Genomic DNA, 23,635 nt, shown 5'->3' on the forward strand with positions numbered 1-23,635 from the left:
CAGAGGGTGTGGTCGAGGCCCTGTCGAGCTGCCCCCACAGATGGGGCGGTCCCATACGTGGGGCAGCTCGACAGCGGCGGAGGCGGCACTCCGCCTCGCGCGGATCCACCACCCGGACCGTACGCGGGTGGCGCCGCGGAGCGCCTCTCAGACCGGGCTGATCAGCTCGACGACGATCTCGTCGTCCTCGGTGGCGCCGGTCCGGGCGAAGCCGAGGCTGGTGTAGAGGCGGGCGGCGGCAGTGTTGTCCGGGTGGTACGACAGCCGCACCGGGTTCCCGCCGCCCTCCCGGGCCAGCCACTGCGCGAGGGTCACCACGGCGGCCCGGCCGACGCCGTGGTCCTGCTCGGCCGCGTCGACCAGCATGCCGCCGACCCACCGGGACCCGTCGTCGTCCACGCCCCACATGACGTGACCGACGACGGTTTCGTCCGCGTACACCGCGAGGGAGGTCCACACGTCGGAGCGGTCGGTCAGTAGCAGGTAGCGGGCGGCGAGGGCGGGCACCCAGGCGCGCTGGTCGTCGCGTGGGGCGACGTCCGCCACCGCCCGCCAGTTGTCGTCGTCGACCGGGCGCAGGGTCACCCGACGCCCGAGCCGGTCGCGGAGGTCATGGTCGATCACCCGGGCAGCCTAGGGCGGCCCGGGTGGTCCCCGCGAGGTGATTCAGTCGAGCAGGGCGTCCAGGCCCACGGTGAGGCCGGGGCGGTTGCGCACCGCGCGGACGGCCAGCAGCACGCCGGGCATGAAGGACGCCCGGTCGTACGAGTCGTGCCGGATCGTCAGCGTCTCGCCCGTGGTGCCGAAGAGCACCTCCTGGTGGGCGACCAGGCCGGTGGCGCGGACCGCGTGCACGCGTACCCCGTCGATGTCGGCGCCGCGCGCGCCGGCCACCTCGTCCTTGGTGGCGTCCGGCGCGGGCCCCAGCCCGGCCTCGGCGCGGGCCTCCGCGATCAGGCGGGCGGTGTACGTGGCGGTGCCGCTGGGGGCGTCGAGCTTGCGCGGGTGGTGCTGTTCGATGATCTCCACGGACTCGAAGTGCCGGGCGGCGCGGGCGGCGAACTGCATCATCAGTACCGCGCCGATGCCGAAGTTGGGGGCGATCAGCACGCCCACGCCCGGCTTGCGGGCCAGCCAGCCGCGCACCCGCTCCAGCCGCGCCTCGGTGAAGCCCGTCGTGCCGACCACGGCGTTGATGCCCTGGTCGATGCACCAGTGCAGGTTGTCCATGACGACGTCGGGGGTGGTGAAGTCGACGACGACCTCGGCCCCGGCGTCCGAGGCGTTGAACAGCCAGTCGCCCTGGTCGACCATGGCCACCAGGTCCATGTCGGGCGCCGCGTCCACGGCCCGGCACACCTCGACGCCCATCCGGCCCCGGGCGCCCAGCACGCCGACCCGGATCGGCTCGTCCGCGCTCTTGTCCTGCTCGTCAGTCACGGGGCACAACCTATCCCAATCGGGACGCGGGCACCGCCGGGGTGGGGTGGTCGCTCACGCGGCGAAGTCGGACCGGCCGAACGGGCCGACCACGGCCAGGGACATCGGCCGCGCGAGCAGCTCGGCGGCGAGGCCGTTGACGTCGTCGAGGGTGACCGCGTCGACCCGGGCGAGCAGCTCGTCGACGGGCATCAGGTCGCCGTAGAGCAGCTCGCCCTTGGCCAGCCGCGTCATCCGGGAACCGGTGTCCTCGAGACCCAGCACGAACGAGCCCTTGCTCATGCCCTTGCCTCGGGCCACCTCGGCCTCGGTCAACCCGTCGGCGGCCACCCGCGCCAGCTCGGTGCGGGTCAGGTCCAGCACCTCGTCCACCTTGCCGGGAGCGCAGCCGGCGTAGACGGCGAAAAGGCCGCTGTCGGCGTACTGGCTGGCGTAGGAGTAGACCGAGTACGCGAGGCCGCGCTGCTCGCGGATCTCCTGGAACAGCCGGCTGGACATGCCGCCGCCGAGAACGTTGTTGAGGACGCCGAGGGCGAAGCGCCGGTCGTCCAGCCGGTCGATGCCGGGGCCGCCCAGCACGACGTGCGCCTGCTCGGTCTCCTTCGGCTCGACGAGGGTCGTGACGGGCTTCGTGCGTACCGCCGGGGTGGCGGCCCGGTACGGCGCCGGCGCCGCCGGGTCGGTGTCCAGCGGGGTGCCGCGCAGCGCCTGGCGGACGAGTTTGACCACCGCGGCGTGGTCGAGGTTGCCGGCGGCGGCGATCACGATCCGCGGGGCGGTGTAGTGACGCCGGTAGAAGTTCTGGATCTGCCGGCGGGTCATCGGGGTGACCGTCTCCTCGGTGCCGGAGATCAGCCGGCCCAGCGGGTGGTCGCCGTAGACGGCCCGGGCGAAGAGGTCGTGGACCTCGTCGCCGGGCTCGTCGTCGTGCATGGCGATCTCCTCGAGGATCACGCCCCGCTCGGTCTCCACGTCGGCCGGGGTGAGCACCGAGTCGGCGACGAGGTCGCACATCACGTCGATGGCGAGGGGCAGGTCCTCGTCGAGCACCCGCGCGTAGTAGCAGGTGTACTCCTTCGTGGTGAAGGCGTTGGTCTCGCCGCCCACCGCCTCGATCGCCGAGGAGATCTCCAGCGCGCCCCGCTTGTGGGTGCCCTTGAACAGCAGGTGCTCCAGGAAGTGGGCGGCACCGGCCTGGGGGCCGGTCTCGTCCCGCGACCCGACGGACACCCAGATACCGAAGGAGACGCTGCGCATCGCGGGGATCGCCTCGGTGAGCACGCGCAGGCCGCTGGGCAGAACCGTCCGACGGACGGTCCCGCCCAGCGGGTCGTCGCTGAGCGTCCGGGTCACCGCGCGGGCGCCGCCGGCGCGGCCCCCGGTCGTGCCCCGGAACGCCGCCACCCCCCGTCGATCCGGCGGAAACGGCGCGCTGGCGGCCCGACTCACGTGGTGCTCCCGGTTCGACGAGGGGGTGGGTGGTGCGGTGGTTACCGGTCAGGTGTGCCGGGTGCGACGGCGCGGACGCTCGCCGCCACCCTCGCCGCCCTCGCCACGGTCACCGCGCTCCGGGCCACGGCTGCCGCGCTCACCGCCACGCTCGCGGTCACCCCGGTCGCGCGGACCCCGGTCGCCACGGTCACGGCCGGCCGGCCGCTCGGCGCCCGCCTCGGCCTCGGCCGGGGCCTCGGCGCCCTCCGGGCGCACCTTGTCCAGGTAGATCTTGCCGCGCTGGTCGATGTCGGCGATCTCCACCTCGACCTTGTCGCCCACGTTGAGGAAGTCCTCGACCTTCTCGACCCGCTTGCCGTCGCCCACCTTCGAGATGTGCAGCAGACCGTCGCGGCCCGGGAGCAGCGAGATGAACGCGCCGAACGCGGCCGTCTTCACCACCGTGCCGAGGAACCGGTCGCCGAGCTTCGGCAGCGTCGGGTTGGCGATGGCGTTGATCCGCTCCACCGCGGCCTGCGCCGACGGGCCGTTGGTGGCGCCGACGTAGATGGTGCCGTCGTCCTCGATGGAGATCTCGGCGCCGGTCTCGTCCTGGATGGCGTTGATCGTCTGGCCCTTGGGGCCGATCACCATGCCGATCTTGTCGACCGGGATCTTGACCGTGGTGACCCGCGGCGCGTAGTCCGACATCGGGGCCGGGGCCTCGATCGCCCGCTGCATCACGTCGAGGATCGTCTGCCGCGCCTCGTGCGCCTGCTGCAGCGCGGCGGCCAGCACGTCCGACGGGATGCCGTCGAGCTTGGTGTCGAGCTGGAGCGCGGTCACGAAGTCCCGGGTGCCGGCGACCTTGAAGTCCATGTCGCCGAACGCGTCTTCGGCGCCGAGGATGTCGGTCAGCGTCACGTACTGGGTCTTGCCGTCGACCTCGTCGGAGATGAGGCCCATGGCGATGCCGGCGACCGGCGCCTTGAGCGGCACACCGGCGCTGAGCAGGCCGAGCGTCGAGGCGCAGACCGAGCCCATCGAGGTGGAGCCGTTGGAGCCGAGCGCCTCGGAGACCTGCCGGATGGCGTACGGGAACTCCTCGCGCGCCGGCAGCACCGGAATCAGCGCCCGCTCGGCGAGCGCGCCGTGGCCGATCTCGCGCCGCTTCGGCGAGCCGACCCGCCCGGTCTCACCGGTCGAGTACGGCGGGAAGTTGTAGTTGTGCATGTAGCGCTTGGACTTGTCCGGGGAGAGCGTGTCCAGCGTCTGCTCCATGCGCAGCATGTTCAGCGTGGTGACACCCAGGATCTGGGTCTCGCCGCGCTCGAACAGCGCCGAGCCGTGCACCCGGGGCAGCACGCCGACCTCGGCGGTCAGCGGGCGGATGTCCCGCGGGCCGCGGCCGTCGATGCGGACCTGCTCGCGCAGCACCCGGCTGCGGACCTCGGACTTGGTCAGCGACCGCAGGGCGGCGGTCAGCTCCTTCTCCCGGCCCTCGAAGCGCGGGCCGACCTCGTCCAGCATCCGCGCCTTGATCGCGTCCAGGGCCTCCTCACGCACCGCCTTGCCGGCGATCTGGAGGGCCTCGGCGACGTCGGCCCGGGCGAACTCCGCCACCGCCTCGTACACGTCGTCCTGGTAGTCCAGGAACACCGGGTACTCGAGGACCGGCTTGGCGGCCACGTCGGCCAGCTCGCTCTGCGCCCGGCACAGCTCGCGGATGGCCGGCTTGGCGGCCTCCAGACCGCTCGCCACGACCTCCTCGGTCGGGGCCGGGGCACCGTCGGCGACCAGCTTCACGGTGTGCTCGGTGGCCTCGGCCTCGACCATCATGATCGCGACGTCGCCGTCCGGCAGGGCACGGCCGGCGACCACCATGTCGAAGGTGGCCCGGGCCAGCTCCTCGTAGGTCGGGAAGGCGACCCACTGGCCGTCGACGTGCGCCATCCGGGTGGCCCCGATCGGGCCGGAGAACGGCAGGCCGGAGAGCTTGGTCGACATCGAGGCGGCGTTGATCGCCACCACGTCGTACGGGTGCTGCGGGTCGAGCGCGAGGATGGTCTCGACGACCTGGACCTCGTTGCGCAGGCCCTTGACGAACGACGGGCGCAGCGGCCGGTCGATCAGGCGGCAGGTGAGGATGGCGTCCTCGCTGGGACGCCCCTCACGACGGAAGAACGAGCCGGGGATCCGGCCGGCGGCGTACATCCGCTCCTCGACGTCGACGGTCAGCGGGAAGAAGTCGAACTGCTCCTTCGGCTGCTTGCCGGCGGTGGTGGCGGAGAGGACGACCGTCTCGCCGAGCTGGGCGATGACGGAGCCGGCGGCCTGACGGGCCAGCCGGCCGGTGGAGAAGGTGATCTCACGGGTGCCGAAGGACCCGTTGTCGATCACGGCGGTGCGGGACTCGGTGCCGAGGTTACTGCTCTCGGTCATCTGCGGTTGTGCTCCTTCGCGTGAACGGACCCGCGACGCAGAGCTGCTCAGACGGCCGGTCTTCGATCGAAGCGCCCGGGCGGTCGGCGTCGTGCCGGATGCCCGGGGGCCACTACCGGAGACCGGTACGCTGACCGGCTCCCGGTGTGTCGGGTGGTCGCGCGGCCCTGGTTGTTCGGTGTTCGTGGTGGTGAACCGGAGCGGGGGAGCGGCCTCGTCGGCCACTCCCCCGTCACGTCACCGGCGCAGACCGAGCCGCTCGATGAGCGACCGGTAGCGGTTGATGTCCTTCTTCTGGACGTAGTTGAGCAGCCGACGGCGACGGCCGACCAGCAGCAGCAGCCCGCGGCGGCTGTGGTGGTCGTGCTTGTGCACCTTCAGGTGCTCGGTCAGGTCCGCGATCCGCTTGGTGAGGACCGCGACCTGGACCTCCGGCGAACCGGTGTCGCCCTCGATGGTCGCGTACTCCGCGCGGATCTGGGCCTTTGCTTCCTGGTCGAGCGCCATGTTCTCCCTGTTTCGATGGGTTGTTGGGCGATGTCCGTCGTGTCGGGTCTCGCCGAACGGAAACGGACGGTCCTCGCACCCGCGGCGTCGTGCAGGCACGCGAGGCCCCACGTCAGTCAGCCGACGTCCCCGTCAGACTACCAGCAACCGGCCGCAGGGGCCGGTCAAGGGCCGCCGGACGGCGCCAGCGGCGCACGATCGCCGCCGGAGGCCGGGGCGCACCCCCCGCGGAACCGCCCCGCGTCCCGCCCCCGGCGAGCCTCCGGACGAGGTCAGCCGAGCGCTCGGCGGGTCCGTTCGACGTCCTCGGCGATCTGGGCCACCAGCGGCTCGATCGAGTCGTACCGGACCTGCCCCCGCAGGTGCGCCACGAAGTCCAGGGCCAGCCGCTCGCCGTACAGGTCGCCGTCGAAGTCGAGCACGTACGCCTCGACCCGCCGCTCCCGTCCCGAGAAGGTCGGGTTGGTGCCGACCGAGACGGCGGCCATCAGCGGCTCCCGCTGGCCCCGCCGCACCAGCCGGGCGGCGTAGACGCCGTCGGCGGGGACCGCGGCGTACCGGTGGCAGAGCAGGTTGGCAGTGGGGAAGCCCAACTCCCGGCCACGCTGGTCGCCGCGCACCACGACCCCCTCGATCCGGTGCGGGCGGCCCAGCGCGGCGGCCGCGGCGACCACGTCCCCGGCGTCGACGCACGAGCGGATGTACGTCGAGGAGAAGACGGTCCCCGCCTCGGACACCAGCGGCGCGCCCTCGACGGCGAAGCCGAACGTCCGCCCGAGCCGTTCCAGCAGCGCCACGTCACCGGCGGCCTTGTGCCCGAACCGGAAGTTGGCGCCCACCACGACCCGGGTGGCGTGCAGGTACTCCACCAGGACGTCGTGCACGAACGCCTCGGCCGGCAGCCGGGAGAACTCCGGTGTGAACGGCACCACGCAGAGGACGTCCACGCCGAGCGCCTCGATCAGCTCGGCCTTGCGGGCCGGCTCGGTGAGCACCGCCGGGTGCGAGCCCGGCCGCACCACCTCCGCCGGGTGCGGGTCGAAGGTGACGACCACCGACTTGACGCCCAGCTCCCGCGCCCGCGCCACCGCGTGGCCGATGGTCGCCTGGTGCCCCTTGTGCACGCCGTCGAAGACGCCGATGGTGACGACCGAGCGCCCCCAGCCTCCGGGCGCCGCGTCGTACCCCCGCCACCGCTGCATGCTGCTCCTCCCCTGCCGCTGGCCGAACCCCGCCGTCAGGCCGGGGCCAGCACGACCTCCGCGCGGGCCCGACCGTCCCGCTCGCTGACGATAGCGATCAACCTCCCGGCCGGGCCGAAGACCGCGTACGGGCCGTCGATCCCGACCGGGTCCAGCGGGCCGCCGTGGGAGAGCACCCGCTCCTCGTCGGCGGTGGCGTCCCGACGCGGGAAGAAGCGGTCGGCCGCGGCGGCGAGCGGCAGGTTCACCACGTCGGGCGCACGCTGCTCAAGCTCGTCGAGCGTGGCCGCCTCGGCCAGGGTGAAACCGCCGACGGCGGTCCGCCGCAGGGCGGTCAGGTGGCCGCCCACCCCTAGCGCCAGCCCCGCGTCGCGGGCGATCGCCCGGATGTACGTGCCGGACGAGCAGGTGACGTCGACGTCCACGTCCACCACGTCGGGCTGGTCCCGCCGGACGGCGAGGACGTCCAGCCGGGAGATGGTGACCCGGCGGGCCGGGAGCTCGACGCTCTCCCCCTCCCGTACCCGCTTGTACGCCCGCTGCCCGTCGATCTTGATGGCGCTGACCGCGCTGGGCACCTGGTCGACCTCGCCGGTGAGCGCGGCGAGGGCGGCCCGGATCGCGTCGTCGGTCACCTGCCCGGCCGGCGTGGTGGCGATCACGTCGCCCTCGGCGTCGTCGGTGACGGTCGCCTGCCCGAGCCGGATCGTGGCGAGGTAGCTCTTGCCGGCCCCGATCACGTACGTCAGCAGCCGGGTGGCCCGACCGACGCCGATCACCAGCACACCGGTGGCCATCGGGTCGAGCGTGCCGCCGTGCCCGACCCGCCGCGTGCGGGCCAGCCGCCGCACGCGCGCCACCACGTCGTGCGACGTCATGCCGCCGGGCTTGTCGACCACGATCAGTCCGTCTGCGCTCACGACCGCCAAGCCTGCCAGATGGGGCGGGCCGCACCGGCAACGGGACGGCCACCCGAAAACCGGACTGCGTTCGTGACGACTTCCTGCCACGATGTCCGCAGTGACGCCCGCCGGCTCGTCCGGGCGTCCGGACAACGGGGAGAACCGATGGCCACTCCGAACGACAGCCGTACCGGCCCGGCCGCCGCCGACAACGACCGGCGTTCGCTCCGCACGCCGCAGCAGCCCTCCACCCTGCCGGAATGGATGCTCAACCCGCCGCCTCCGCGCCGCACCGTCGGCGACCGGTTGGCCGGGGCCGTCAACGCGTTGCCGGGCGCGGCCCGGCTCCGGCGGCGTTGGTGGGCCTGGCAGGGTCGGCAGCGGCTCCACCAGCGCTACCCCAACGTGGTGAAGGTGAGCGCCTTCTTCCTCTCCTTCGCGGTGGCCCTGGCCTTGGTGCTGGCCGCCAACACCCTCTTCGGGATGGCCTGACGCACGGTCGGCCCCGGCCGCGGCCGGGGCCGTCCGGTCAGCCCCGCACCGCGCCGACCACCGCCCAGCCGCCGGAGCGCAGCCGGAGCAGCAGGGCGACGAGCCGGAGCACCACGAAGAGGGTGAGCCCGGCCCAGATCCCGCCGAGGCCCAGGTCGAGCCCGTACGCCAGCCAGATCGCGGGCAGGAAGCCGCCGAGAGCCGCCACGATGGTGAGGTTGCGCAGGTAGCGGACGTCCCCGGCGCCGATCAGCACCCCGTCCAGGGCGAAGACGACACCGGCCAGCGGCTGCATCGCCACGAACCAGGGCCACGCCAGCATCGCCTGGTCGCGTACCTGGGGATCGGAGCTGAACCACCCGGGAACCACGCCGGCACCGGCGGCGATGAGCACGGCGAACGCCACGCCGCAGACGCCGCCGAGCAGGGCGATCCGGCGGGCCAGGCCGCGTGCCTCGGCGGCGTCGCCGGCGCCCAGGGCCGCGCCGACCAGCGCCTGAGCGGCGATGGCGAGCGCGTCGAGCACCAGCGCGGTGAAGAACCAGAGTTGCAGGGCGATCTGGTGGGCCCCGACGGCAGCCGCGCCGAAGCGGGCGGCCACGGCGGTGGCGGACAGGAAGCTCGCCTGGAAGGCGAGACCGCGGATCAGCAGGTCCCGGCTGAGCACGAGCTGCTGGGCGATCATCTTGGGCCGCGGGCGCAGGGGCAACCGCTCGGCGACCAGCGCCCCGATGAAGAGCGCACCGGAGATCGTCTGGGCGACGGCGTTCGCCACCGCCGAGCCGACCAGGCCGAGCCCGGCCGGGTAGACCAGCAGCGGGCAGAGCAGCGCGGAGAGCAGGTTCGGGCCGAGAACGAACCACAGCGGGCGGCGGGTGTCCTGGATCCCGCGCAGCCAGCCGTTGCCGGCGGCGGCGAGCAGCAGGCCCGGAGCGCCGAGCGCCGCGACGCGCAGCCACTGCGCGGCGGAGTCGGCCACGTCGCCGTCGGCCCCGGCGAGGGTACGCGCGAGCGCCCCGCCGCCGATCTGCATGCCGACCGCGACCGCCACGCCCACCCCGAGGGCGAGCCAGGACGCCTGGACTCCCTCGGCGACGGCGGCGCCCCGGTCACCGGCACCGAACCGGCGGGCGGACCGGCCGGTGGTGCCGTACGCGACGACCGTGCCGAGCCAGGCGATGAGGGTGAGCACGGTGCCGCCGACAGCCAGCGCGGCGAGCGGGACCCGACCCAGGTGCCCCACGACGGCGGTGTCGACCAGGACGTAGAGGGGCTCGGCGGCCAGCACCACGAGTGCGGGCAGGGCGAGCGCCGCGATCCGTCGTGGCGACGCGGTCTCGGGGGCGGTGGCGACCGGCTGGCTCATCGCCGCCGATCCTGACACGTGCGAGGTAAGGGCTGCAACCTCGTACATCACTTACCGGACGGGGTGCCCGTCCCGGATGGTGGATGCTCGGCGGACCGGCGCGGAACGCCGCCGAGCATCAACCGATCCGCGCCAGCGTCACTGGCGAGTGTCCATCGAGGTCTGCAGGGCGCGGCGCATCTGCTCGCGGGCCTCGTCCGTGGTCTCGGGCTTGGGCTTGTTCGGCATGAGTGGTGATCCCTTCCAGGGCGCGAGCCACCGGCACGACGGTGGAACTCACGGGCGGTCTGTGCGCCCTCAGCTCATCCGGGGTCACCGGAGCGGCTGCTGGGGCAGCGAGCCCGGGTCGGTCGGACCCTGGAGGGAGGCGGCGCCGGGTGCGGCCCCACCGCCCACGACCAGCACCGTCGCACGGCGCCGGTCAATTCCCAAGCTATCGTTCAGGTCCACATGCTGCCCGGTGTTCCCGGAATCTGGACAGCCGTGACGGTCGGCGACCGCCCCCTCAGCGGGCCAGGAAGTGCCAGCCGAGCCACCACCAGAAGCCGAAGACACCGATCCGGCCGACCGGCACCGACCCCACCTCGTAGCGCATCACGTACGCGCAGACCTCGCCCAGGGTGGGGATCCGGGACCCCTCGCGCCGGGCCGCCCACTCGACGACGGCGAAGAGCGCCAACGAGACCAGGAAACCGCCGATCGCCAACGCCCGCATCATCGCCGCACCAGCCCCCAGAACGCGGACAGCCAGGCCAGCCAGGTCGCGGACCGGACCAGCCGGTCCTCCAGCAGCGGGTCGGCCAGGCGGGAGAAGGTGGGGAAGTCGTCGCCCGCGGCGGCCACGAAGGTAGTGCCCTCGAACACCACGAACACCACGACCGGCAGCGTCCACCACACCGCACCCGAGCCCAGCCGGTGCGGCGCCGGCCGCCGGGGCACCCGGTTGCTCAGTCCGAGCCAGATCAGCACGCCGCCGGTGCCGAGCGTCCAGAGGTTGGCCTCGATCGAGAAGGACGGAAAACGGCCACCGACGAGCGACAGGCAGACGAGCACCGGCACGGCGACCGCGGGACGGTCCCAGGCGCGGGGCGCCTCGACGGTGAGGTCGTGGGGCTGCTCCATCCCGCAATTCTGCCCACCGTCACCGACTGCGGAAAGATGGACACTCCCCGGAGCCGACCCTGATCTTTCCCCGGCCGACGCCCTCCCCGGCCGGGCCCGGGCGATCCCGGCGGCCGCCGCAGGTCAGCGACGACCGTCGATCAGCGCCGCGTCCAGCTGATCGCGGATGGCGTCGACGACCTGCTCGGCGCTGCCCCGCCCGGTGAAGCCGGCCGCGAAGCGGTGCCCGCCACCGCCCAGCACCACCGCCACCCGGCTGACGTCCACCGCACCCTTGCTGCGCAGCGAGACCGCCCACTCTCCGGGGGCCGTCTGCTTGACGACGCAGCTCACGTCGGCCTCCGCAGTGCACCGCACGGAGTCGATGAGCGCCTCCAGCACGTACGGCCGCTGCCCGTGCCGCGCCAGGTCGTCCAGGGTCGCGTACGTCCAGACCAGACCCTGGCCGCCCGCCGCCGCGGGCTCCAGCCGCGCCCGGCCCAGCACCTCGGCGAAGAGCCGGACCGCGCCGAACGGCCGGGTGTCGAAGATCCGGCGGGAGATGTCGCCGGGCCGGATGCCGGTGGCGAGCAGCCGGGCCGCGAACCGGTGCACCGCCGGTGTGGTGGCCTCGAACCGGAACGAGCCGGTGTCGGTGGTCAGCGCCACGTACAGGCACTCCGCGATCCCCGCGTCGAGCGGCACCCCGAGACGGGTCAGCAGCTCGTCGACGACCACCGAGGTAGCCGCCGCGCACGGGTCGACCAGGTTGACCGCGCCGAACCGGGTGTTCGACGCGTGGTGGTCGAGCACCAGGGCGGTGCCGGCGGTCGCCAGCCGGTCGACGAGCTCACCCAGCCGGGACTCGCTCGCCGCGTCGAAGCAGACCACCAGGTCCGGATCCGGGTACGCCTCCGCCGCCGGCACCAGCAGCTCCTCACCCGGCAGCCCGCGGAGCGTCTCGGGCACCTCGGGCGGCCCGGGGAAGGTGGCCTGGAGCCGCCCCACTCCCAGCCGCCGCAGGGCGAGGCCGAAGCCGAGCATGCTGCCGAGCGCGTCGCCGTCCGGGTTGACGTGGCAGATCAGCAGCACGCGCCCGTCGGCCGGCACGGCCCGTACGGCGGCGACCGCCGCTGCCCACTCGGCCTCGACCGGCCCGGCCGCCACCGCCGGGCCGGACTCGGTGGACGTCTCGACGGCGCCGGACGGCACCGCCTCGGTCAGCGCGCCGCCGGACGGATCGGTCACCGCCGGTCCCCGCCCCGGGGCTCGTCGGCGTCCTCAGCGTCCTCGCTGTCCTCGTCCGCCTCGTCCTCCAGCCGGTACGGCTGGGCCTCGCCCGCGTACTCGGCCCTGGCGGCGAGGCGCTGCACCTCGGCATCCGCGCTGCGGGCCTGCGCGAGCAGGTCGTCGATGTGCTTGACCTGGTCCTGCACGTCGTCGAGGACGAAGGTCAACGTCGGCGAGTGGCGGAGCCCGAGGGCCTTGCCCACCGTGCTGCGGAGCATGCCCTTGGCGCTCTCCAGCGCCGCCGCGGTGCCCGACTGGGCCGCCGCGTCACCGAGCACGGTGTAGAAGACCGTGGCGTCACGCAGATCGGCGGTGATCCGCGCGTCGGTGATGGTGATCATGCCGAGCCGGGGGTCCTTGATCTGGCTGCGTACCACCGATGCGACCAGTTCGCGCACCCGCTCCGCGTGCCGGCGTACCTTGGCCGGATCCGACATCTCGCCACCTCCACGGCGTCCCGCTCCCGGCCGACGGGGGACGCAAAACGTCACCCGGGCCGGCCGGCCAACACCTCGAACACTACCCGCGCCACCACCGCGGCCGTGCGCCGCCGGCGGTGGCGCGGACCACCCCGGCGACGGACCGGGATCAGTCGTCCTCGCCGTGCAGCCGTCGGCGCGCCGACAGCAGCTCGACCTCCGGTCGGTCGGCCACGAGACGCTCGCACGAATCCAGCACCTCGCGCACGTGGGCCGGCTCGGCGGCGACCACGGCCACCCCGATCTGCGCCCGACCGTGCAGGTCGAGCGCTCCCACCTCGGCGGCCGACACCTCGAAGCGGCGCAGCGCCGCCACGATCGGCCGTACGTAGGACCTCTTGGCCTTGAGCGACCGGGAGTCGCCCGGGAGCAGCAGGTCGAAAACCACGGTTCCGGTGAACATCGTCTCGGACGATACCCGGACACACCCCCACATGATCAAGGGGTTTACGCCTTTCGGCGTAAACCCCTTGATCAGTGTCTCAACGGGTCAGGCGCGCGCCTTCTCCCGCATCTCGAAGGTTTCGATCACGTCGCCGACCTGGATGTTGTTGTAACCAGCCAGGGTCAGACCGCACTCGAAGCCCTCGCGCACCTCGGTCGCGTCGTCCTTGAACCGCTTGAGCGAGCTGATGGTGAGGTTGTCCGCCACCACCGTGCCGTCGCGCAGCAGACGCGCCTTGGCGTTGCGCCGGATGAGGCCCGACCGGACGATGCACCCGGAGATGTTGCCGATCTTGGACGAGCGGAAGACCTCGCGGACCTCCGCGGAGCCCAGCTCGACCTCCTCGTACTCCGGCTTGAGCAGGCCCTTGAGCGCCGCCTCGATCTCCTCGATGGCCTGGTAGATGACGGTGTAGTACCGGATCTCCACGCCCTCGCGGTCGGCCATCTCGCGGACCTTGTTGGCGGCCCGCACGTTGAAGCCGATGATCGTGACCGCCTCGGACGAGGCGCTCGCGAGCATGACGTCGCTCTCGGTGATCGCACCCACACCCCGGTGGATGATCCTGAGCTGGACCTCCTCGGGGATGTCGAGGTTGAACAGCGCGTCCTCGAGAGCCTCCACCGAACCGGAGACGTCGCCCTTGAGCACCAGGTTGAGCGAGGTCTTCTCGCCCTCCTTGAGCTGCTCCATGAGCGTCTCGAGGGTGGCCCGGCCGCGGGAGTTGGCGAACGCCGCCGCCCGCCGTCGCGCCTGCCGCTGCTCGGCGATCTGCCGCACCGTACGGTCGTCGGCCGCGGCGAGGAAGGTGTCGCCCGCGCCCGGCACCGCGGTCAGACCGAGCACCAGGACCGGACGGGCCGGACCGGCCTCGGCGACCTGGTTGCCGTTCTCGTCGAGCATCGCCCGGACCCGGCCGTGCGCCCCACCGGCGACGATCGAGTCGCCGGCCCGCAGGGTGCCCTTCTGCACCAGCACCGTCGCGACCGCGCCGCGACCCTTGTCCAGGTGCGCCTCGATCGCCACACCCTGCGCCGGCCCGTCGATCGGAGCGGTCAGCTCCAGCGACGCGTCGGCGGTCAGCAGGACGGCCTCGAGCAGGTCCTCGATGCCGATGCCGGGCTTGGCCGCCACGTTGACGAACATGGTGTCGCCGCCGTACTCCTCGGCGACCAGGCCGTACTCGGTCAGCTGCTGGCGGACCTTGTCCGGGTTGGCCTCCGGCTTGTCGACCTTGTTGACCGCGACCACGATCGGCACGTCCGCCGCCTTGGCGTGGTTGAGCGCCTCGATCGTCTGCGGCATCACGCCGTCGTCGGCCGCGACCACCAGCACCACGATGTCGGTGACCTGGGCACCACGGGCACGCATGGCGGTGAACGCCTCGTGACCCGGGGTGTCGATGAAGGTCACCGCGCGGTCCTCGCCCTCGTGCGGCACGTGGACCTGGTAGGCACCGATGTGCTGGGTGATGCCACCCGCCTCGCCGGCCACGACGTTCGCCTTGCGGATCGCGTCGAGCAGCTTGGTCTTACCGTGGTCGACGTGACCCATGACGGTCACCACCGGCGCACGGCTGACCAGGCGGTCCTCCGCGACCTCGGCGTCGAGGTCGATGTTGAACTGCGCGAGCAGCTCGCGGTCCTCGTCCTCCGGGCTGACGATCTGCACGTTGAAGCCGAGGTGCTCACCCAGCAGCAGCAGGGTGTCGTCGGAGCACGACTGGGTCGCCGTCACCATCTCGCCCAGGTTGAACATCTCCTGGACCAGCGAACCCGGGTTGGCGTTGATCTTGTCGGCGAAGTCCGACAGCGAGGCGCCACGGGACAGCCGGACGACCTGACCCTGACCCCGGGGAGCACCCGAGGACATGGTCGGGGCCGACAGGTTGTCGAACTCCTGTCTGCGCTGCTTCTTGGACTTGCGACCGCGGGTCGGCTTGCCACCCGGACGCCCGAAGGCACCCGCGGCGCCGCCGCCACGGCCACGACCGCCACCACCCGGACGACCGGCGCCACCGGCCGGAGCGCCCGGACGGAAACCGCCGGCGGCACCGCCGCCGCCACCACCACCGGGACCGCCACGGTAGCCACCGCCACCGCCGCCGCCACCGGGACCGCCGCGGAAGCCACCGCCACCGCCGCCGCCACCGGGACCGCCACGGAAGCCACCGCCACCGCCGGGACGACCTGCGCCGCCACCGGGGCCGCCACGACCCCCACCGGGGCCACCGGGGCGACCCGTGGTGGGACGCTGGCTCGGCATCGAGGCCGGGCTCGGCCGCGGCGGCATGGAGGCCGGGCTGGGCCGCGGCGGCATGCCGGCCGGGCTCGGCCGGGGACCGCCGGCACCGGCGGCCGGGGGCCGCTGCTGCTGGCCACCCTGGATACCGAACGGGTTGTTACCGGCGCCGCGCGCCGGCGGACGACCACCCGGCCGGGCACCCGGGCCCGGGGTCGGGCCACCGGGACGACCGGCGGCCGGGGTACCCGGACGCGGCGGCACCGCGGTCGGGCCCGGACGCGGACCCGGACGGGGACCGCCCTCGGCCGGGGGTTCCCGGCGGACGTTCTCCCGCTGCTGCTGGCGGGCGGCCTGCGCGGCCTTGACCGCGGCCTCCTGCTCAGCCTTGAGGGCGGCGGCGCGCGCCTCGGCGGCCGCCACCTCGATGTCGTGCGCGCTCGCCGGCTTGGCGACCGGGGTCGCCGGCTGCGGCGGGCCGGGGACCGGGCCCTTGGGCTTCGGTCCAGGGGTCGGCGCGGCCGCCCGCCGGGGCGGCATCGGCCTGGCCGGGACCCGGGGGGCACCCGGGGTCGGGGACGGCGTCGGGGTCAACGTCGGAGCCGACGGAGCGGCCGCCTGCGGGGCGGCCGGCGCCGGGGCACCGCCGTTGTTGACGAATGCGCCACGCAGCCGTCGGGCGACGGGCGCCTCGACGGTGCTGGACGCGGACTTCACGAACTCGCCCATCTCCTTGAGCTTGGCGAGAACGGTCTTGCTTTCGACCCCGAGCTCCTTAGCAAGCTCGTGTACGCGGGCCTTTCCTGCCACTGCACTCCTCACTCCGAGGTCGTGCGGGCAGCACCCGCAGCAACCTCACTCGTGCACTTGAAGCCTGGTCATTTCTGCGACTTCATCGTGTGCTCATGTCGGTCGTCCTACCTTGCTAGCGACCCGCGCCCGGTCGGGTTTGACCGGACGTCGTGATTGGCGCATCGAGGTGCGCCGCGAGCTCACCGTGGTCGAGGACCCCGGTGATGCGCAGCGCCCGCCCGAAGGCGCGACGCCGCACCGCCTGCGCGAAGCAGGCCGGATCCGGGTGCACGTTCGCCCCCCGACCCGGCAGGCTGCGGGCCGGATCGGGCCGGAGGCTGTGTCCAGCCTCGTCACCGATCGCGACGATCCGCAGCAGTTCACTGGCCGGCGCACGTCGTCGGCAACCCACACAGGTGCGTTCCGGCTGCGCGCGTCGTGCCACCGGGGAAAGTCTACCCCTAGCTCCCGGAGATCGCGCCGCCCGGCTCCGGGACGTGATCGGCACCCCCGCGCCCGGCCGGCCCGGCCTGCTCGGCATCGGAACGGATGTCGATCCGCCAACCGGTCAACCGGGCCGCAAGCCGGGCATTCTGCCCCTCACGGCCGATGGCGAGCGACAACTGGAAGTCCGGCACCGTCACCCGGGCGGTACGGGTGGCCAGGTCGACCACCTCCACCCGGAGCGCCTTCGCCGGCGACAACGCGTTGCCGACGAAGGTCGCCGGGTCGTCCGACCAGTCGATGATGTCGATCTTCTCACCGTGCAGCTCGCTCATGACGGCCCGCACCCGCTGCCCCATCGGCCCGATGCAGGCCCCCTTGGCGTTCACGCCGGGCGCGGTGGAGCGTACGGCGATCTTCGTACGGTGACCTGCCTCACGGGCGATCGCGCTGATCTCCACCGTCCCGTCGGCGATCTCCGGCACCTCCAGGGCGAAGAGCTTCTTCACCAGAGCCGGGTGCGACCGGGACAACGTGATCTGCGGGCCACGCATTCCCTTGGCCACGTGCACCACGACGCAGCGGACCCGCTCGCCGTGCACGTACCGCTCGCCGGGCACCTGCTCCGACTGGGGCAGGACGCCTTCCAGCTTGCCCAGGTCGACGGTGACGATGCCCTTCTCGGCGCGCGCCTCGTGCGCCTGGACGACACCGGTGACCAGGTCGCCGTCGCGGCCCACGTACTCGCCGAAGTGGGCCTCGTCGGTGGCCTCCCGCAGCCGCTGGAGGATCACCTGCTTGGCCGTCATGGCCGCGATCCGGCCGAAGTCGTGCGGGGTGTCGTCCCACTCCCGCACCACGTTGCCCTCGGCGTCCACCTCCTGCGCGTACACCAGGGCCGCGCCGGTCTTGCGGTCGATCTCCACCCGCGCGTGCGCCTCCGCACCCTCGGTGTGCCGGTAAGCGGTCAGCAGCGCGGTCTCGATCGCCGCGAGGATCGTGTCGAACGGGATCTCCCGCTCGCGCTCCAGTGCGCGCAGCGCCGCGAGGTCGATGTTCACCTCTCCTCGTCCTCCACATCGTCGTCGTCGAAGTCGTCGGTGTCCTGGCCGGCATCGCCGGCCTCGTCGGTGCTGTCGAACTCGTCCGCTTCTTCGACCTCGTCGAGGCGGGTGAACTCAACCTGCACCCGGCCGGGGCCCAGGTCGGCGTACGTCCATTCCGCGCGGCCGGCGTCGGTCTCCAGGACCACCCGCTCGTCGTCGGCCTCGACCACCCGCCCGGTCACCTGCCGATCGCCGGCGGACTCGCCGCCGCGCACGGTCACCTTGACCAGCCGGCCGGTGTTGCGCCGCCAGTGCCGGGGCAGGGTGAGCGGCCGGTCCACGCCGGGCGAGCTGACCTCCAGCTGGTACTCCCCGGCCACGATGTCCCCGCCCGCCTCCTCGGCGGCGTCCAGGGCGGCGGAGACGGCCCGCGAGACGTCCGCGACGGCGTCCAGGTTGATCCCGCCGTCGGCGTCCACGATCACCCGCACCACGTGCCGCCGGCCGGCCCGGGACACCGACAGGTCCTCCAGGTCGTACCCGGCGTCGGTGACCACCGGCTCGATGACCTCGCGCAGCCGGGCGCGCCGGGCGGCGAGGTCGCCACCGCGGGCGGCGCGGTCGGTGCCCCGCGGGCCGGCCGCGGGCCGCGGTCGCCCCGTCGGTCCGGTCGGCCGGGTGGCGCGGCCACGCTGGGTCATCTGGCGCCCCTTCTGCTGGTCGGCGGCGCCCGATCCGGTCGCCACGACGGTACGCCACCGGGGCGGACGCGCCGGTGGTTGCGCAGAGCGTAACGCGCCGTCCGCCCGCCGGCCCGGCCGGCGCACCGACGCCGGTGGCCACGCCGCCGGCCAGGATGGTGTTGACTTGTCCGGTGGCGACGGGCAGAACGACAGAGCGCGATCGGACAACCGGGTATTCCCGGCGAAACGTGATACGGGCGGGCGCCCTCCTGGCGCTCGGTGGTGCCGTGGCACCGCTCACCGGCTGTGATCCATTCGACCGGGGGGAGCCGCCGGCGCCCGACCCGCTCGCGCCCCTGGTCGACGAGGCGCTCGCGCTCGCCGCGGCGTACCGGGAGGCCGCGACCGCGCACCCCGCCCTGGCCGGCCGGCTGACGCCGATCGCCGAGGCACACGCCGCGCACGCGGCGGAACTGGCCCGGGTCGCCCGGGTGACCCTGCCGTCGGCCACCGCTCCCGCGACGCCCGGCGCCCCGGCCGTCGACCCCGACGCCGCGCTCGCCGCGCTGCGCGACCGCGAGAAGGCGGCCCGGGAGACGGCGACCCGCGCCTGCGCGGAGGCACCGGCCGAGCGGGCCGCGCTGCTCGCGTCCGTCACCGCCGCCCGCGCCACGCACCTGGAGGCGCTGCGATGACCGCGCCGACCCCGACCGCCGGGCCGGCCGCCGCGCTCGGCGCCGCGCTCACCGCCGAGTACGCGGCCATCTGGGCCTACGGCCCGATCGGCGTACGCCTCACCGACGCCGCCCGGAAGGCGGCCCGCGACGCCGAGGCGGCGCACCGGCGACGCCGCGACGACCTCGTGCTCCAGCTCAGCACCGCCGGCGGCACCGTCCCGCCCGACCGGGCCGGCTACGCGCTGCCGTTCGCGGTCACCGACACGGCGAGCGCGCTGCGGCTCGCCGTCGAGGTCGAGGAACGCACCGGGGCCTTCTGGCGGGCGGCGGTGGCGGCCACCACCGGCGCCGACCGGGAGCGGGCGCTCGCCGCACTCGTCGACTGCGCCCTGCGGGCCACCCGCTGGCGGCGGACCGCCGGGGTCACGCCGCTGACCGTGGCGTTTCCGGGACGGCCCGCCTGAGAAACGGTCGGACCCTCCGGTTGCCGCCGACATACCAGGTATGCATACTCCGGAACCATGTCCATCCGTCACGGGCTGCTCGCCCTGCTCGAACGCGGCCAGATGTACGGCTACCAGCTGCGCTCGGCGTTCGAGGAGTCGACCGGGTCGACCTGGCCGCTGAACATCGGGCAGGTCTACACCACGCTCTCCCGGCTGGAACGGGACGGGCTGGTGCGGTCGCTCCCGGAGAGCGAGGCCGGGCAGCGCCCGTACGAGATCACCGACGCCGGGCGGGCGGACCTGGCGCTCTGGTTCGCCACCCCGATCAGCCGTGCCGACCGGCCCCGCGACGAGCTGGCCATCAAGCTCGCCCTCGCGCTCACCACGCCCGGCGTCGACGTGCGGTCGGTGGTGCAGACCCAGCGCGCCGCCACCATGCGGACCCTCCAGGAACTGACCCGGCTCAAGTACGCGAGCGATCGGCCGGAGGACCTGCCCTGGCGTCTCGTGCTGGACGCGATGGTGTTCCAGGCCGAGGCCGAGGTCCGCTGGCTGGACCACTGCGAGAGCAGCCTGGTGCGGCACCGGCCGGCGGCGGCCGGGAACGGAGCCGGAACCGACCCCGCCGTCGAGGCGGTGGAGCGGACCGACGAGGGGGCCCGGCGGTGAGCCCGGCGGGGGACGACGCACGCGTCCCCGTGCTCGACGTCCGCGACGTGCATCGCACCCACGGCAGCGGCCCGGCCGCCGTCCACGCCCTGCGGGGGGTGAGCCTCACCGTGCACGCCGGGGAGCTCGTCGCGGTGATGGGTCCCTCCGGGTCGGGCAAGTCCACGCTGCTGGCCCTCGCCGGCGGGCTGGACGGCCCGACCGCCGGCGAGGTCCACGTCGAGGGCCAACGGCTCGGCGGGCTGGACCGGCGGCGCCTCGCCCAGCTGCGGCGACGCCGTATCGGCTACATCTTCCAGAACCTCAACCTGCTCGGCAGCCTCACCGCCGTCGAGAACGTGGCGCTCCCGCTCGAACTCGACGGCGCCGGCGTGCGCGCGGCCCGCCGGCTGGCGCTGGCGGCACTCGCCGAGGTGGGCCTGCCGGAGCTGGGTGACCGCTTCCCGGACCAGCTCTCCGGCGGGCAGCAGCAGCGGGTGGCGATCGCCCGCGCCCTGGTCGGCGAGCGGCGGCTGGTCCTGGCCGACGAACCGACCGGCGCGCTGGACTCGCAGACCGGCGAGGCGGTGCTGCACCTGCTGCGCCGCCGGGTCGACGCGGGGGCGGCCGGCGTGCTGGTCACCCACGAGGCGCGGCACGCCGCCTGGGCGGACCGGGTGGTGTTCCTGCGTGACGGGGTGCTGGTCGACTCGACGGCACCGCTGGGTGACGTCGAACAGCTGCTGACCGGCAGCGGCCGGTGAGCCCCGGCCGGCGCGACACGAGGCTCGCCGCGGCGGCCGGCTCGTGGTGGGTCGCGCTGCGGATCGCTCGGCGGGAGACTCGCCGCGCCCGGGGCCGGACCGCGCTGGTGCTGGCGATGATCACGCTGCCCGTGCTGGTCCTCGCCTTCGCGGCGACGACCTGGGACATGTCCCACCTGACCCGGGCCGAACACGCAGCTCGCCAGCTCGGCGCCGCGGACGCGGAGCTGCTTCCGGCGGCCCGCAACCCGGTCACGCAGACCCCCTGGGGCGACGGGTGGGGTCCCCGTGGCGAGGACCTCGTCCCGCCCGGTCGGGTCACCGCGGAAGAGGTCATCGCCCTGCTCCCACCCGGCTCGCGCGTCCTCCCCGTGCTGCGCTGGACGTTCTTCGAGGCCCGTGTGGGGGACCGCGTCGAGGACGGAGTGTCCGGCCGGGTCGTCGACCTCACCGACCCGCTCGGGCGCGGCCTGGTCCGCGTCCACGCCGGCCGCGCGCCGACCGCCGCCGGCGAGATCGCCGCCAACCCGGCCGCCCTGCGGCGGCTCGACGCCCGCCTCGGCGGGACCGTCACCTCCGCGGACGGCCGTCGCACCTGGACCGTGGTCGGTGTGATCGAGTTTCCCGACCAGCTGAGTCCCCTGGTCGTGCTGCCGCCGGGCCCCCGCGTGGAGGAGGAGACCACCTGGCTGGTGGACCTGCCGGGTGCCGCCGACGACGACCTGTTCCGCCGACTCAACGAGCACGGGTACGTCGTGCAGGCCCGCACCGCCGGGCCGCCTCCGGAGGACGGCTTCGCGTCGGGCACGTCCTCCTGGATCACCTCCGTGGACGTGGCGGACGCCGGCGGCGTCGTGCTGGTCGGCGGGCTCGCCCTGCTCGAGGTGGTGCTCCTGGTCGGGCCCGCCTTCGCCGTCGGCGTCCGCCGCCGACGGCGGGACCTGGCGCTGGTCGCGGTGGCCGGCGGTGACGACCCGCACCTGCGCCGCATCGTCCTCGCGGACGGGGTGGTGCTCGGGGCCGTCGGGGCCGGCGGCGGCCTGCTGGTCGGCGTCGCCGCGGCCGTCGCCGCCCGGCCACTGGTGGAGGAGTACGTCTTCGGGGAACGTTTCGGTGGGTACCGGACACCGCCCGCGCTGCTGCTGGCCATCGCGGCGGTCGCCGTGCTGGCCGGGGTGCTCGCCGCGCTGGTGCCGGCGTGGACGGCCGCCCGGCAGGACGTGGTGGCCGGGCTGGCCGGCCGGCGTACGCCACCGGCGAACCGGCGCCGGTGGCTGGTCGCGGGGGTGGCGCTCACGGCCGTCGGGGCGGTGCTCGCCGCCGCCGGAGCGGTGGTGTGGACACACCCGACCGTGATCCTCGCCGGACTGGTCCTCGGCGAGCTGGGGCTGGTCCTCGCCACGCCGACGCTGGTCGGGCTGCTCGCCCGCGTCGGCCGGGTCCTGCCGCTGGCACCGCGGATCGCCCTGCGGGACGCCAGCCGCAACCGCTCGTCGGCCGCCCCGGCGATCTCGGCGGTGATGGCGGCGGTCGCCGGCAGCGTCGCCCTCGGCGTCTACCTGGCGAGCGACGAGGCCCGCAGCAACCAGTCCTGGCGGCCCGTCCTGCCGACCGGGACCGTGCTGGTCACCAGGACGGACCCGCCGGACCAGGCCGTCACCCGGCTCACCGGCCCGGCCGTCGCGCCGGAGGGGAGGGCCGGCCCGCCCGAGAGCGCGGTCGCCGCGGCGGCCCGGGCGCACCTGGGCGGCCAGGGGCTGGCGCCGCTGGTGGAGGTCGGGTGCGCCGTGGCGGCCGACCCCTGCCAGGTCGCCCCGGTGCTGCCGCCCGGCAGGGCCTGCCCGTGGCCCGTCGGGGGCCGCCTCACCGAGGCGGAGAACCGGCGGGCCCGGGCCGACGAACGCTGCCGTCGCGGACCGGAGGACCCCTGGGGGCCGTACTTCGCCGTCACCGTCGACGACGGGCGGGCGCTGCCGCTGCTCACCGGCGCCGGGACCGCCGACGCCGCGGCCGCCACCGCGGTGCTGCGGGCCGGCGGCGCGGTCGTGACCGACCCGCGCTACCTGGTGGACGGGCGGCTGGAGATCGTCGTCCGCGACGGCCCCGACGCCGCCGTCTCCGTCCGCGCGACCGTGCCCGGCTACGCGCTGCGCAATCCTCGGCAGGCGATGGACCGGCTGCTGCTCTCCCCCGGCGCGACCACTCGCCTCGGCCTGACCAGCCGGCCCGTCGGGTGGGCCTTCGCCGCCGACCACGCGGCGGACCGGGACCGCCGGGACCGGTTCGTCGCCGCGCTGCGCCCCCACGGCGCCGTGTCGGTCAGTTACGAGGAAGGTCCGCCCGCGAGCGGCACCCGGCCCCTCCTCCTGCTGCTCGCGGCCGCCTCCGGCGTGATCACCCTCGGTGCCGCCGGTGTCGCCACCGGCCTGGCCGCCGCCGAGGGACGCGCCGATCTGTCCACACTGGCCGCCGTGGGCGCCGCACCGGCGGTACGCCGGATCCTCTCCCTGTGCCAGGCCGGGGTGATCGCCGTCCTCGGCTCGGCCCTCGGCATCGTCGCCGGCCTCGGTTCGGCACTGATCATCCTGGTCGCCACCAACCGCCGGTACGCGAACACCTGGCCGGTCGAGGAGCCGTACCCCCTGGTGGTGCCCGGCACCACCCTGGCCGTGCTGGTGGTGGTGCCGCTGGTGGCGATGCTCGGGGCGGGTCTGTTCACCCGCTCCCGGCTACCGGTCGAGCGTCGTCTCGACTGACCGGCGACCGCCGCCGGCCGGCGCGGGCCGCGCCGGACGGG

General features: G+C 74.3%; 21 protein-coding genes and 2 pseudogenes. 6 read left to right on the top strand and 17 right to left on the bottom strand.

The features are described from left to right. Positions 1-147: 147 nt before the first annotated feature. The 7 genes and pseudogenes from ACTMS0_RS13430 to truB form a co-directional block, all read right to left on the bottom strand. Positions 148-624, bottom strand: a complete 477-nt coding sequence (locus tag ACTMS0_RS13430; RefSeq protein WP_441155474.1) for a GNAT family N-acetyltransferase — start codon at positions 622-624, stop codon at positions 148-150. Between the two features lie 42 nt (positions 625-666). Continuing rightward, on the bottom strand, positions 667-1,440 hold the full coding sequence (gene dapB, locus ACTMS0_RS13435) for a 4-hydroxy-tetrahydrodipicolinate reductase (RefSeq protein ID WP_441155475.1): 774 nt from the start codon (positions 1,438-1,440) through the stop codon (positions 667-669). 54 nt (positions 1,441-1,494) lie between these two features. After that, positions 1,495-2,889 (bottom strand): M16 family metallopeptidase, encoded by a 1,395-nt coding sequence (locus ACTMS0_RS13440; protein ID WP_441155476.1) that lies wholly within the window; start codon positions 2,887-2,889, stop codon positions 1,495-1,497. A gap of 48 nt (positions 2,890-2,937) precedes the next feature. Continuing rightward, complete coding sequence (locus tag ACTMS0_RS13445; protein ID WP_441155477.1) at positions 2,938-5,313, bottom strand: polyribonucleotide nucleotidyltransferase; 2,376 nt, start codon at positions 5,311-5,313, stop codon at positions 2,938-2,940. Positions 5,314-5,550: 237 nt separating this feature from the next. Beyond that, complete coding sequence (gene rpsO / locus ACTMS0_RS13450) at positions 5,551-5,820, bottom strand: 30S ribosomal protein S15 (protein WP_441155478.1); 270 nt, start codon at positions 5,818-5,820, stop codon at positions 5,551-5,553. Positions 5,821-6,092: 272 nt separating this feature from the next. Continuing rightward, on the bottom strand, positions 6,093-7,022 hold the full coding sequence (locus ACTMS0_RS13455) for a bifunctional riboflavin kinase/FAD synthetase (RefSeq protein ID WP_441155479.1): 930 nt from the start codon (positions 7,020-7,022) through the stop codon (positions 6,093-6,095). A 35-nt stretch (positions 7,023-7,057) separates the two neighbouring features. After that, positions 7,058-7,994: pseudogene (truB, locus tag ACTMS0_RS13460) on the bottom strand (tRNA pseudouridine(55) synthase TruB). A gap of 95 nt (positions 7,995-8,089) precedes the next feature. Between truB and ACTMS0_RS13465 the strand changes: the two are divergent. Next, positions 8,090-8,416, top strand: a complete 327-nt coding sequence (locus ACTMS0_RS13465; protein ID WP_441155480.1) for a hypothetical protein — start codon at positions 8,090-8,092, stop codon at positions 8,414-8,416. A gap of 37 nt (positions 8,417-8,453) precedes the next feature. On the opposite strand, the gene ACTMS0_RS13470 is transcribed toward ACTMS0_RS13465, so the two are convergent. From ACTMS0_RS13470 to rimP, 10 genes and pseudogenes are all read right to left on the bottom strand, one after another. Then, positions 8,454-9,782 carry an MATE family efflux transporter gene (locus ACTMS0_RS13470; RefSeq protein WP_441155481.1) on the bottom strand — a complete coding sequence of 443 codons (1,329 nt, stop codon included), beginning with the start codon at positions 9,780-9,782 and terminating at the stop codon, positions 8,454-8,456. Between the two features lie 505 nt (positions 9,783-10,287). After that, positions 10,288-10,497, bottom strand: a complete 210-nt coding sequence (locus ACTMS0_RS13475) for a DUF6186 family protein (RefSeq protein ID WP_205800853.1) — start codon at positions 10,495-10,497, stop codon at positions 10,288-10,290. Beyond that, a complete protein-coding gene (locus ACTMS0_RS13480) occupies positions 10,497-10,904 on the bottom strand; it encodes a hypothetical protein (protein ID WP_441155482.1) in 408 nt (135 codons plus the stop codon). The genes ACTMS0_RS13475 and ACTMS0_RS13480 overlap by 1 nt, the downstream gene beginning before the upstream one ends. A gap of 123 nt (positions 10,905-11,027) precedes the next feature. After that, on the bottom strand, positions 11,028-12,050 hold the full coding sequence (locus ACTMS0_RS13485) for a DHH family phosphoesterase (protein WP_441155587.1): 1,023 nt from the start codon (positions 12,048-12,050) through the stop codon (positions 11,028-11,030). Between the two features lie 77 nt (positions 12,051-12,127). Continuing rightward, positions 12,128-12,610 (bottom strand): 30S ribosome-binding factor RbfA, encoded by a 483-nt coding sequence (gene rbfA / locus ACTMS0_RS13490; protein ID WP_441155483.1) that lies wholly within the window; start codon positions 12,608-12,610, stop codon positions 12,128-12,130. Positions 12,611-12,761: 151 nt separating this feature from the next. Beyond that, a complete protein-coding gene (locus ACTMS0_RS13495) occupies positions 12,762-13,055 on the bottom strand; it encodes a DUF503 domain-containing protein (RefSeq protein WP_441155484.1) in 294 nt (97 codons plus the stop codon). An 87-nt stretch (positions 13,056-13,142) separates the two neighbouring features. Further along, the gene (gene infB, locus ACTMS0_RS13500) at positions 13,143-16,148 is read right to left on the bottom strand and encodes a translation initiation factor IF-2 (RefSeq protein WP_441155485.1); all 3,006 of its coding nucleotides are present in this window, start codon (positions 16,146-16,148) and stop codon (positions 13,143-13,145) included. 93 nt (positions 16,149-16,241) lie between these two features. Further along, a pseudogene (locus tag ACTMS0_RS13505) lies at positions 16,242-16,575 on the bottom strand (YlxR family protein). Between the two features lie 16 nt (positions 16,576-16,591). Further along, entirely contained in the window at positions 16,592-17,635 is a 1,044-nt protein-coding gene (gene nusA, locus ACTMS0_RS13510; RefSeq protein WP_441155486.1) for a transcription termination factor NusA, read from the bottom strand. After that, positions 17,632-18,321: a ribosome maturation factor RimP gene (gene rimP / locus ACTMS0_RS13515; protein ID WP_441155588.1), complete on the bottom strand. Its 690-nt coding sequence runs from the start codon at positions 18,319-18,321 to the stop codon at positions 17,632-17,634. The genes nusA and rimP overlap by 4 nt, the downstream gene beginning before the upstream one ends. 230 nt (positions 18,322-18,551) lie before the next feature. Here rimP and ACTMS0_RS13520 point away from each other — a divergent pair, with 230 nt between their 5' ends. The 5 genes from ACTMS0_RS13520 to ACTMS0_RS13540 are packed head-to-tail and all read left to right on the top strand — an operon-like array spanning position 18,552 to position 23,594. Continuing rightward, positions 18,552-18,998 (top strand): hypothetical protein, encoded by a 447-nt coding sequence (locus ACTMS0_RS13520; protein ID WP_441155487.1) that lies wholly within the window; start codon positions 18,552-18,554, stop codon positions 18,996-18,998. Beyond that, positions 18,995-19,444, top strand: coding sequence for a ferritin-like domain-containing protein (locus ACTMS0_RS13525; protein WP_441155488.1), 450 nt, complete (start codon positions 18,995-18,997; stop codon positions 19,442-19,444). Before ACTMS0_RS13520 ends, ACTMS0_RS13525 begins: the two co-directional genes overlap by 4 nt. Before the next feature lie 57 nt (positions 19,445-19,501). Continuing rightward, positions 19,502-20,095 (top strand): PadR family transcriptional regulator, encoded by a 594-nt coding sequence (locus ACTMS0_RS13530; protein WP_441155489.1) that lies wholly within the window; start codon positions 19,502-19,504, stop codon positions 20,093-20,095. Beyond that, a complete protein-coding gene (locus ACTMS0_RS13535) occupies positions 20,092-20,838 on the top strand; it encodes an ABC transporter ATP-binding protein (protein ID WP_441155490.1) in 747 nt (248 codons plus the stop codon). The genes ACTMS0_RS13530 and ACTMS0_RS13535 overlap by 4 nt, the downstream gene beginning before the upstream one ends. Next, positions 20,835-23,594, top strand: a complete 2,760-nt coding sequence (locus ACTMS0_RS13540; protein WP_441155491.1) for an FtsX-like permease family protein — start codon at positions 20,835-20,837, stop codon at positions 23,592-23,594. Before ACTMS0_RS13535 ends, ACTMS0_RS13540 begins: the two co-directional genes overlap by 4 nt. Positions 23,595-23,635: the final 41 nt, after the last annotated feature.

Origin of the sequence: Micromonospora sp. H33 (genome assembly GCF_052068455.1) — a bacterium.
Lineage (GTDB): Bacteria > Actinomycetota > Actinomycetes > Mycobacteriales > Micromonosporaceae > Micromonospora.

What these genes read in the sequence shown, in the direction of transcription:
- rbfA (WP_441155483.1), bottom strand. Translation starts at nt 12,610, where the DNA reads ATGTCGGATCCGGCCAAGGTACGCCGGCACGCGGAGCGGGTGCGCGAA.
- rpsO (WP_441155478.1), bottom strand. Translation starts at nt 5,820, where the DNA reads ATGGCGCTCGACCAGGAAGCAAAGGCCCAGATCCGCGCGGAGTACGCG.
- ACTMS0_RS13470 (WP_441155481.1), bottom strand. Translation starts at nt 9,782, where the DNA reads ATGAGCCAGCCGGTCGCCACCGCCCCCGAGACCGCGTCGCCACGACGG.
- rimP (WP_441155588.1), bottom strand. Translation starts at nt 18,321, where the DNA reads ATGACCCAGCGTGGCCGCGCCACCCGGCCGACCGGACCGACGGGGCGA.
- ACTMS0_RS13530 (WP_441155489.1), top strand. Translation starts at nt 19,502, where the DNA reads ATGTCCATCCGTCACGGGCTGCTCGCCCTGCTCGAACGCGGCCAGATG.
- ACTMS0_RS13445 (WP_441155477.1), bottom strand. Translation starts at nt 5,313, where the DNA reads ATGACCGAGAGCAGTAACCTCGGCACCGAGTCCCGCACCGCCGTGATC.
- ACTMS0_RS13465 (WP_441155480.1), top strand. Translation starts at nt 8,090, where the DNA reads ATGGCCACTCCGAACGACAGCCGTACCGGCCCGGCCGCCGCCGACAAC.
- ACTMS0_RS13475 (WP_205800853.1), bottom strand. Translation starts at nt 10,497, where the DNA reads ATGCGGGCGTTGGCGATCGGCGGTTTCCTGGTCTCGTTGGCGCTCTTC.
- ACTMS0_RS13480 (WP_441155482.1), bottom strand. Translation starts at nt 10,904, where the DNA reads ATGGAGCAGCCCCACGACCTCACCGTCGAGGCGCCCCGCGCCTGGGAC.
- ACTMS0_RS13525 (WP_441155488.1), top strand. Translation starts at nt 18,995, where the DNA reads ATGACCGCGCCGACCCCGACCGCCGGGCCGGCCGCCGCGCTCGGCGCC.
- ACTMS0_RS13455 (WP_441155479.1), bottom strand. Translation starts at nt 7,022, where the DNA reads ATGCAGCGGTGGCGGGGGTACGACGCGGCGCCCGGAGGCTGGGGGCGC.
- ACTMS0_RS13495 (WP_441155484.1), bottom strand. Translation starts at nt 13,055, where the DNA reads ATGTTCACCGGAACCGTGGTTTTCGACCTGCTGCTCCCGGGCGACTCC.